Raw genomic sequence first — 8361 nt, 5'->3', positions numbered from 1 at the left:
CAACCGAAGCCGCCACCGCCGCCCCGGCCGCCGGACTGCACCTGTGACGTGTCGAGCTGCACGTTGTCGTTGAAGGTCATGGTGCGGCTCCTACCGGCGTCTCGGTCCTCGGGATGCGCTCAGCACCCGTGAATCGTAGATCAGCGAGCGCGTTGCGGGGGTGAAGCCGGGAGGGGCCATCAGGCTGAGACCGCCCGAGCGGCTCACTTCGTGGGGTGGAGCACGACTGCGTCGGGGTAGGCCGTGGTGAGCCGCATCCGGACCGTGACCGCATCGCCGACGGCCGGCGGGGTGGTGTGGTCGGGCAGCACGAGCAGGCTGCACTGCATGTGCGGCGGCTCCGCGAACCGGGGCATGACCCCGGACACCTCGAAGGGGGAGCGGACCCGGTGCGCCGCCTCGAGGGCCCCCTCGGCCACGGCGATGGCGCGCTGTCGTGCCGTCGCGGCGGCCGCGGGCGACTCCATGGCGACACCGTGCGAGGTGCCTCCGCTGACGACGACGAGATGCCCGGCCGGCTGTGGCCGCTGGCGGTAGCCGATCCGCTCGCCCTTGGCCAGGGCCCGCACCTCCAGGACGTCGGCCCGCACCTCGTAGGCTCCCTTGTCACCGAGCCACAGGTCGGTCCCGACCCGCGGGCGGAACTCCCGGTCGGGGAACCGGGCGGTGAGCTCGCCCAGCTCGGAGGCTGTCACGTGCGAGAGGAACCAGCGCCGGTTGTCCGGGACGGCCTCGACGAACCGTGAGATCTCCGCGACGTGCCCGGTCCCGAGCGGCAGGTGCAGCGTGACACCCTCGGCCCCCGAGGAGGTCACGAACGCCGCGAGCGAGCGCAGCGGCATACCGAATCGGCCCATCGAGGTGAGCCCCTCGACGACGACCCGTGCCTTGCTCTGCACGGACCGGAGGTCCTCGACGTCGTCCGGAGCGGTGACGGTGTGCACGACGCGGGTGCTGCGCAGGTCGGGCAGGTCGTGATGCAGCACCGCGCGGTACGGCTCGAGGACGAGGACCTGGCCGCCGAAGCAGGCCAGGGCCTCGGGCAGCTCCATGTAGGTGCCGACCGCGATCATCGGCGCTCCGAGGCGGTGTGCCTCGCCGCACAGCAACTGCCGGCCGAAGCCGTAGCCGTTGCCCTTGATGACCGGCACGAGCCCCGGCAGGCGGCGCAGCGTCGCCTGCTGGACGGCCCGCCAGCGGTCGCCCTGGACGTGCAGGATCAGCGCCACCGGTCACCGCCGCTTCATGTAGAGGTCGAAAGCCTTGTACAGCAAGGGGTTCAACGGCAGGTCCCACTCGCCTGCGAGCCGAACCGCCTCGCCGCCGGCGCCGACCTTGAAGCGGATCAGTCCGAACTGCGGGCTCTGCTCGTCGAGCGTGTTGGTGATGCCGCGCAGGTCGTAGACCGTCGCGCCGGCTGCCAGGGCGTCGCGCATCATCCGCCACTGGATCGCCGTCGAGGCCTGCAGCTCCCGCTTCGCCACAGTCGACGCACCGTAGGAGTACCAGGCGTGCTCGCCGACCCGGATCCAGATCGTCGCGGCAAGCACGTCGCCGTCGTGCTCGGCGAGGTAGACGCGGATCCGGTCGGGGTCCTCCTTCGACATGGCGGCGTACATGCGCTCGAAGTATTCGAGGCCGCGGGGGGTGAAGCCGTCGCGCTCGGCGGTCTCGAGATAGGCCCCGTGGAAGGCTGACACGTCGGTCGCGTCGCCGACCCGCACGGTCACCCCGTTCTTGTCGGTCTTCTTGATGTTGCGCCGCCACAGCTGGTTCATGCCCCGGAGCAGGTCGTCCTCGGTGCGTCCGGCGAGCGGTACCTGGAAGATGTACTCCGGCTGCCCGGCGCTGAAGCCCTCGTCGGCGGCCAGGTGCCGGAAGCCGAGCCGGCGCAGCAGCGCCACGACGGCGGCGCCGACCGGCTCGACGACATCCGGGGTGGCCTCGTCGTAGCGGTGCACCGCCGGGTCGGTGATGGCCGCCTTGATCGTGGCGGTGTGCCAGCGGTGGGTCGGGACGGGCGGCCCGATGCGCAGCGCGAAGGCCCGCTTGGCCTTGAGGTGGTCGCGCAGCGCACGGAGGTGCTCGACGAGACGCGGCGAGGACCAGTCGAGGCACGGCCCCTCCGGCAGGTAGGCGAGGGTGCGACGGATCCGCGGCAGGGGGCGGTGCAGCACCAGGGCCGTCCCGACCAGATCCTCGCCTTCGAACCAGCCGACCGACTCAGCCCGCCAGTCCGGCTTGACCTGTCCCCACGCGGGCGTCTGCAGGAAGCTCGCCGCGGGCTGGGTGCGTAGCCAGGCGAGGTGCTGCTCGGCCGTGATGTCACGCACGGTGATCTCGCGGACGCTGCGGTTGCGGGCGGTGTTCGGGGCGCTCACGCTGGCTCACGCTACCCGAGGGTGCCCGCACGCCCCCCAACCACTCGTCCCGCACATCGAGGGTGCACTACTTCGGATCGAGGGTGCGCTACTCCGGATCGAGCGTGCACTACTCCAGATCGAGCGTGCAGTAGTTCGGATCGAGCGTGCACTACTCCAGATCGAGCGTGCACTACTTCGGATCGAGCGTGCAGTGGTGCCTGCGTTGAGGAATCGGATTCGGCATGCTCGGCAGGCGCTGGCAGAATGGAGTGGTTGTCCGGCCGCTGACGAAGTGCGGCACTGAAAGGGGATTGCCGTGATCGTCGCCACCGGGATCGAGTTGCGGGCGGGAGCGCGCCTGCTGCTCGAGGACGCGAGCTTCCGGGTCGATGCCGGCGACCGGATCGGTCTCGTCGGGCGCAACGGTGCCGGCAAGACGACGCTGACGAAGGTGCTGGCCGGCGAGCGGCAACCCGCGGCGGGGACGGTGACGCGGACCGGGCCGGTCGGCTATCTCCCGCAGGACCCGCGCACCGGTGACCTCGAGATGCTCGCGCGCGAGCGCATCCTGTCGGCGCGCGGTCTCGACGTCATCTTGCGCCAACGCGCCGAGGCCGAGCAGCGGATGGGCAGCGACGACCCAGACTCCCGCGAGCGGGCGATGCGTCGTTACGCCCGGCTCGAGGTGGAGTTCGAGAACGAGGGCGGGTATGCCGCCGAGTCCGAGGCCGCGGCGATCGCGAGCGCTCTCGGGCTCGACGAGCGCATCCTCACCCAGCCGCTGCGCACCCTGTCCGGCGGCCAGCGCCGCCGGGTCGAGCTGTCGCGGATCCTCTTCTCCGGCAACGAGACCCTGCTGCTCGACGAGCCGACCAACCACCTCGACGCCGACTCGATCGCCTGGCTGCGCGAGTACCTGCGCGGCTACAAGGGCGGTCTCATCGTCATCAGCCACGACACCGGACTGCTCGACACCGTGGTCAACAAGGTCTATCACCTCGACGCCAACCGCTCCGCGCTCGATGTCTACAACGTCGGCTGGAAGACCTACCTGCAGCAGCGCGAGACCGACGAGAAACGGCGTCGGCGTGAGCTCGCCAACGCGCAGAAGAAGGCCGGCGCACTGCTCGCCCAGGCCGACAAGATGCGGGCCAAGGCGACCAAGGCGGTAGCCGCCCAGAACATGGCCAGACGCGCCGAGCGGCTGCTCGCCGGGGTCGAGGGGGAGCGCGCGCACGACAAGGTGGCCAGGCTCCGGTTCCCGAAGCCCGCGTCCTGCGGGAAGACGCCGCTGCGGGCCAGTGGGCTGTCCCGCTCGTACGGGTCCCTCGAGGTGTTCACCGATGTAGACCTCGCGATCGACCGCGGCTCGAAGGTCGTCGTGCTGGGCCTCAACGGCGCGGGCAAGACGACCCTGCTGCGCATCCTCGCCGGTGTCGACTCCCCGGACACGGGCGAGGTCGAGCCGGGCCACGGCCTCAAGCTCGGCTACTACGCGCAGGAGCACGAGAACCTCGACGTCGGCCGGTCCGTCCTCGAGAACATGAAGTCGGCGGCCCCGGACCTCGGCGAGACCGAGGTGCGCAAGGTGCTCGGGTCGTTCCTCTTCTCCGGCGACGACGCCCTGAAACCGGCCGGGGTGCTCTCGGGCGGGGAGAAGACGCGCCTGTCCCTCGCGCTGCTCGTCGTGTCCTCGGCCAACGTGCTCCTGCTCGACGAGCCGACGAACAACCTCGACCCGGCTTCGCGCGAGGAGATCCTCGGGGCGCTGTCGACGTACGAGGGCGCTGTCGTCCTCGTCACCCACGACGAGGGGGCCGTCGACGCACTCGAGCCCGAGCGGATCCTGCTGCTGCCCGACGGAGTGGAGGACCTGTGGGGCCCGGACTACAAGGACCTGGTCGAGCTCGCCTGAAGGGGCGCCACCTGCCGTGAGGACGTGATGATGGCCGGTTCACGGAAGCATAACGTTACCTACGCGGTCAGATAATGGACAGTTATTGTATCTGGACGGGCTCCTCGGGACACTTGTCGGCATGCTCCTGGACGACCCGCTCCGCTGCCCGTACTGCGGCGGTGACGACCTGACGCCGGACCCGGATCCGACCAGTCTCTGGTCGTGTCTGGGCTGCGCACGGGTCTTCCGGGTCGGCCGAGTCGGCACGCTCTCGGGTGGCTGGGCCCTGCTGCGGGCGCTCGGCGACCCCGCCGCTGCGGTGGCTGCCGCCTGACCACCGTCGACCGGGCTAACCAGCCCGGTCGAGTGGGCACCATTAGCCTGCTCGTATGACGCACCCGCACCTTCTCGTCGAAACCGACGGCGCCGTCCGCACGCTGACGCTCAACAATCCGGAGCGGCTCAACGCCCAGACGCCGTCCCTGTGGGCTGCGCTCGCCGAGGAGGCCGAGAGTCTGCCCAGTGACGTCCGGATCGTCGTCATCAAGGGTGCCGGCGAGTCCTTCTCGGCGGGGATCGACACCGCGTTGTTCACGCCGCAGGGTCTGCCGGGCGAGCGGGGCATCGTCGAGCTGGCACTCGCCGGGGCTGACGCGATCGAGTCGGGTATCGCTGGATTCCAGCGTGGCTTCACCGGGTGGGCGCAGAGCCACGCGGTCGTCGTCGCGCAGGTGCATGGGTATGCCATCGGTGGCGGGCTCCAGCTCGCCCTCGCCGCGGACCTGCGCGTCGTGGCGGATGATGCCCAGCTCGCGATGCGCGAGACGAGCCACGGCATCGTGCCCGACCTCGGCGGCACCAAGCCCCTCGTCGACGCGGTCGGCTACGCCCGGGCGCTCGAGATCTGCGCCACCGGCCGGTTCGTCACCGGTGTCGAGGCCGGCGCCATCGGTCTGGCCAACGTCGTCGCTCCCCCAACGGGGCTGGAAGCGGCCACCGGCTCACTTGTCGATGCGCTGCTCGCCGCCCCCGATGAGGCAGTCCGCGCGCTCAAGCCGCTGCTGCGCGATGCGGTGGGCGCGTCCCGTCAGGAGCAGGCCGCCCGGGAGCGCCAGGCGCAGATCCCGTTGCTGCTCAGCCGCGTCCGGGCCGGGGCGAGTGCCTGACAGCCGCTTGACGCAAGGCGATGGGCAAGATCGCGGTCGCTGGCGTGGCGTTCATCCCGGCCGCTGCCAGGATTGGCACGGGTAGTCTGTCGGTATGGAAGGACCGCAGGAGATCGAGTTCGTCTTCGAGCCTCAGGCCGAGGGCGGGTTCTACGTGTACGCCCCCGACCTTCCCGGCCTCCACACCCAAGGCGACGATCTCGACGAGGCGACCGAGAACGCCCGAGAGGCACTCGCCCTGTACGTCGATGGGCTTCGTGATGACGGTCAGTCACTGGCGACGGGGATCGTTCGACGGACGCTGCCCCTCCCCGCGTGAGCGAGCGGCTCCCGGTCGTCTCAGGTGCGCAACTGGCCACCGCGCTGGGCAGGGCCGGTTGGGAGTCGGTTCGCCAGCGCGGCAGCCATATGCGCCTGAAGCACCCCGACCACGACCGCGCGCTCGTTGTGCCGCTGCATCGCGAGTTGAAACGTGGCACGCTCGCCGCGATCATGCGTGACGCCGGCCTCAGCCGCGAAGAACTGCTGCGGCTGCTCTGATGCGCCCAGGGCACTGGCCCAGGTCCACCCCCAACGGACCCGCACGGGTCGCTGGAGACACTCAGCCGCGTCCGGGCGGGGGCGACTGCCTGACGGCCGTTTCACGCATGAGATGGCGTGCACTTTCAGGTCCTGCATGCGTGTGCTCGGTGGCTGATGTGGAGAATCTCGATCAGGTGTCTGTCGTCGTCGACAGCGAAGATGACCCGGTAGGAGCCTCGCCGGGCTGAGCGCTGGCCGGCCAGCTCTCGAGAGAGTGGTTTGCTCACCCGGTATGGGTTCGCGGCGAGGGTGATGAAGATGAACTCAACTCAACACATGCGGCCGAAATCTTCCCGGGCAGGTACTCAGGGTGGGCATGTCACCTACGTAAGATAGCCGAAAGTGTGGCCAGAAATTCAGCGTCGCCTCCTTGGGGGCCATCTTGATGGGCGAGGGGGAGTCCCGCCGCGCCGACGACGAATGAGCCATCCAGGAGGCGGCGTCGCCGGGCAGCGCACGGCCCCCTCAATCCCGGATTCGGCTGAGTTCCTCAACGGTCTCCGCCGACCGGGATCGAATGAAGTCGCTAGGTGCGTGTACGCTGTGTACACATGCATCACTAGGAGCAACGCCGATGGCTGCGGCAACCGTCAACTATGGCAGTGCCCGGGAGGCGCGCGAGCACTTCAAGGACCTGCTGGACGCCGCTGACGAGGGGCGTCCGGCGACCGTCACCCGCGACACTCGACGTGTGGCGGCGGTTGACGCCGACCGACTGGTCCACTTCCTGATCCGTCTGCATCCCTTCAGCGCCCAGGCTGTCCCGGACGGCGACGGCTGGAGCATCGTCCTGCCCGGAGTGCCAGTCGCCGCGGACGGCGCCACCATCGAGGAGGCCGTCGATGAGATGATCGACGCGCTGCGCGAGTACGCCGAGGCGTGGACGGAGCGGCTGCGCCTTGCCCCGAACCACGAGGACAACTGGGGTCTGGTGCAGATCGTCACGTTGGCTTCAGACGAGCAGCTTCGTAGCTGGCTGCTCACCGTCTGACCGCCTTGTCCGCGAAGCAGTCTCCGGCCACCCGGAGCGACCACGAGACCTTCTGCACCACTGAGGGTTGGGTCGAGCGCGAGCGCGCCAACGGCAAACGCGGGTCCCACCACATCAACTACGAGTTGCCGCTGCCGGATGGACGGATCCTGTACACGCGGATCAGTCATCCGATCGACCGGACCGACTATGGGCCGAGCATCTTTGGGCACATCCTGCGTGACCAGTTACAGGTGACTGCTGAGGAGTTCTGGGAATGCGTCAACAACCAGGTGCTGCCGAAACGGGGACGGACTCAACACTTCGCGGATGCGATCCCGCTGGGCGTGATCCGCATCCTCACCCAGGAAGCGCGCATCCCGGAGACGGAGGTGCGCACGATGACGAGGACCGAAGCCATCGCCAGGGTCGCCGCTTTCTACACGACCGGCAGGTGATCCGCCGACCTCGGTTATGCATCTGTCTGGGCGGAGGAACTGACGTTCCGCACTTCTCGATCGCGTTTTGGCCCCCAAGTCAACGGGCGGTTTCGTTCGAGGCGTAGACGCTGGCGGGGATGTGCAGCAGGTCCAGGACCAGAGCTGGACCGCATTGTGGTCGCCGTGCTGGCTGGGGTACAAGCCGCAATGAAGCCCCGCCCTGACGACGGGGATGAGCAACTGGAATGGGCAGGATACGCAACAGCGATGTGTAGCCGCAATGAAGCCCCGCCCTGACGACGGGGATGAGCCGGACCGCTGCGCGCGCCTCTGCGCACCATAAGATTGCCGCAATGAAGCCCCGCCCTGACGACGGGGATGAGTCGAAATGCTCTACGGACGCGCGCCCACCAAGGCTGCCGCAATGAAGCCCCGCCCTGACGACGGGGATGAGGTTTAGGGATTAGACAAAGGGAGGGTAGGGTCAGGTGCCGCAATGAAGCCCCGCCCTGACGACGGGGATGAGCGCCGCCCATCTGTGCCGATCGTCCTCGATTTGATCGCCGCAATGAAGCCCCGCCCTGACGACGGGGATGAGGATCGTGCGACGCGACGCCGACGCGACCGCCCCATCGCCGCAATGAAGCCCCGCCCTGACGACGGGGATGAGGCGAAAGGCCGACCGCGCCTGGGCGCGCATTTCACCGCCGCAATGAAGCCCCGCCCTGACGACGGGGATGAGGCCGCCACCGGCATCGTCATGCCACTGGAGCTGATCATGCCGCAATGAAGCCCCGCCCTGACGACGGGGATGAGGACCGCGTACGTGCCTGCCGCGCTCACCTATCACGGGCCGCAATGAAGCCCCGCCCTGACGACGGGGATGAGGGCGATGGGCTGGCCTTTGTCGTCGCCGTGGTTGTAGCCGCAATGAAGCCCCGCC

The 8361-nt window shown here is 69.0% G+C and carries 10 protein-coding genes and 1 CRISPR repeat array; of the genes, 7 read left to right on the top strand and 3 right to left on the bottom strand.

What is annotated here, in order from left to right:
- Positions 1 to 203: 203 nt before the first annotated feature.
- Together L0H79_RS18400 and L0H79_RS18395 are read right to left on the bottom strand one after the other, a co-directional pair.
- Positions 204 to 1229 (bottom strand): alanine racemase, encoded by a 1026-nt coding sequence (locus L0H79_RS18400; protein WP_301486098.1) that lies wholly within the window; start codon positions 1227 to 1229, stop codon positions 204 to 206.
- 3 nt (positions 1230 to 1232) lie between these two features.
- Positions 1233 to 2381: a peptidoglycan bridge formation glycyltransferase FemA/FemB family protein gene (locus L0H79_RS18395; RefSeq protein ID WP_301486097.1), complete on the bottom strand. Its 1149-nt coding sequence runs from the start codon at positions 2379 to 2381 to the stop codon at positions 1233 to 1235.
- A gap of 298 nt (positions 2382 to 2679) precedes the next feature.
- On the opposite strand from L0H79_RS18395, the gene L0H79_RS18390 reads away from it, so the two are divergent.
- The 5 genes from L0H79_RS18390 (at position 2680) to L0H79_RS18370 (ending at position 5966) form a co-directional block, all read left to right on the top strand.
- Positions 2680 to 4278, top strand: coding sequence for an ABC-F family ATP-binding cassette domain-containing protein (locus tag L0H79_RS18390; protein ID WP_301486096.1), 1599 nt, complete (start codon positions 2680 to 2682; stop codon positions 4276 to 4278).
- A gap of 121 nt (positions 4279 to 4399) precedes the next feature.
- Positions 4400 to 4594, top strand: a complete 195-nt coding sequence (locus L0H79_RS18385; protein WP_301486095.1) for a hypothetical protein — start codon at positions 4400 to 4402, stop codon at positions 4592 to 4594.
- A 55-nt stretch (positions 4595 to 4649) separates the two neighbouring features.
- Positions 4650 to 5426 (top strand): enoyl-CoA hydratase/isomerase family protein, encoded by a 777-nt coding sequence (locus L0H79_RS18380; protein ID WP_301486094.1) that lies wholly within the window; start codon positions 4650 to 4652, stop codon positions 5424 to 5426.
- A 94-nt stretch (positions 5427 to 5520) separates the two neighbouring features.
- On the top strand, positions 5521 to 5745 hold the full coding sequence (locus L0H79_RS18375) for a type II toxin-antitoxin system HicB family antitoxin (RefSeq protein ID WP_301486093.1): 225 nt from the start codon (positions 5521 to 5523) through the stop codon (positions 5743 to 5745).
- Positions 5742 to 5966, top strand: coding sequence for a type II toxin-antitoxin system HicA family toxin (locus tag L0H79_RS18370; RefSeq protein ID WP_301486092.1), 225 nt, complete (start codon positions 5742 to 5744; stop codon positions 5964 to 5966). Before L0H79_RS18375 ends, L0H79_RS18370 begins: the two co-directional genes overlap by 4 nt.
- Before the next feature lie 125 nt (positions 5967 to 6091).
- Here L0H79_RS18370 and L0H79_RS18365 read toward each other — a convergent pair whose 3' ends face one another.
- Entirely contained in the window at positions 6092 to 6235 is a 144-nt protein-coding gene (locus L0H79_RS18365) for a type II toxin-antitoxin system RelE/ParE family toxin (RefSeq protein WP_301486091.1), read from the bottom strand.
- 347 nt (positions 6236 to 6582) lie between these two features.
- Here L0H79_RS18365 and L0H79_RS18360 point away from each other — a divergent pair, with 347 nt between their 5' ends.
- Positions 6583 to 6999: a hypothetical protein gene (locus L0H79_RS18360; RefSeq protein ID WP_301486090.1), complete on the top strand. Its 417-nt coding sequence runs from the start codon at positions 6583 to 6585 to the stop codon at positions 6997 to 6999.
- 5 nt (positions 7000 to 7004) lie between these two features.
- On the top strand, positions 7005 to 7436 hold the full coding sequence (locus L0H79_RS18355) for a cytotoxic translational repressor of toxin-antitoxin stability system (protein ID WP_301486089.1): 432 nt from the start codon (positions 7005 to 7007) through the stop codon (positions 7434 to 7436).
- 183 nt (positions 7437 to 7619) lie between these two features.
- Positions 7620 to 8306: a CRISPR direct-repeat array (repeat unit 36 nt; unit sequence GCCGCAATGAAGCCCCGCCCTGACGACGGGGATGAG).
- Positions 8307 to 8361: the final 55 nt, after the last annotated feature.

Source organism: Intrasporangium sp. (assembly GCF_030452765.1).
GTDB lineage: Bacteria > Actinomycetota > Actinomycetes > Actinomycetales > Dermatophilaceae > Intrasporangium_A.
The sequence above is the reverse complement of the archived record's forward strand: the minus strand, read 5'-3'. Positions and strand labels throughout refer to the sequence as shown.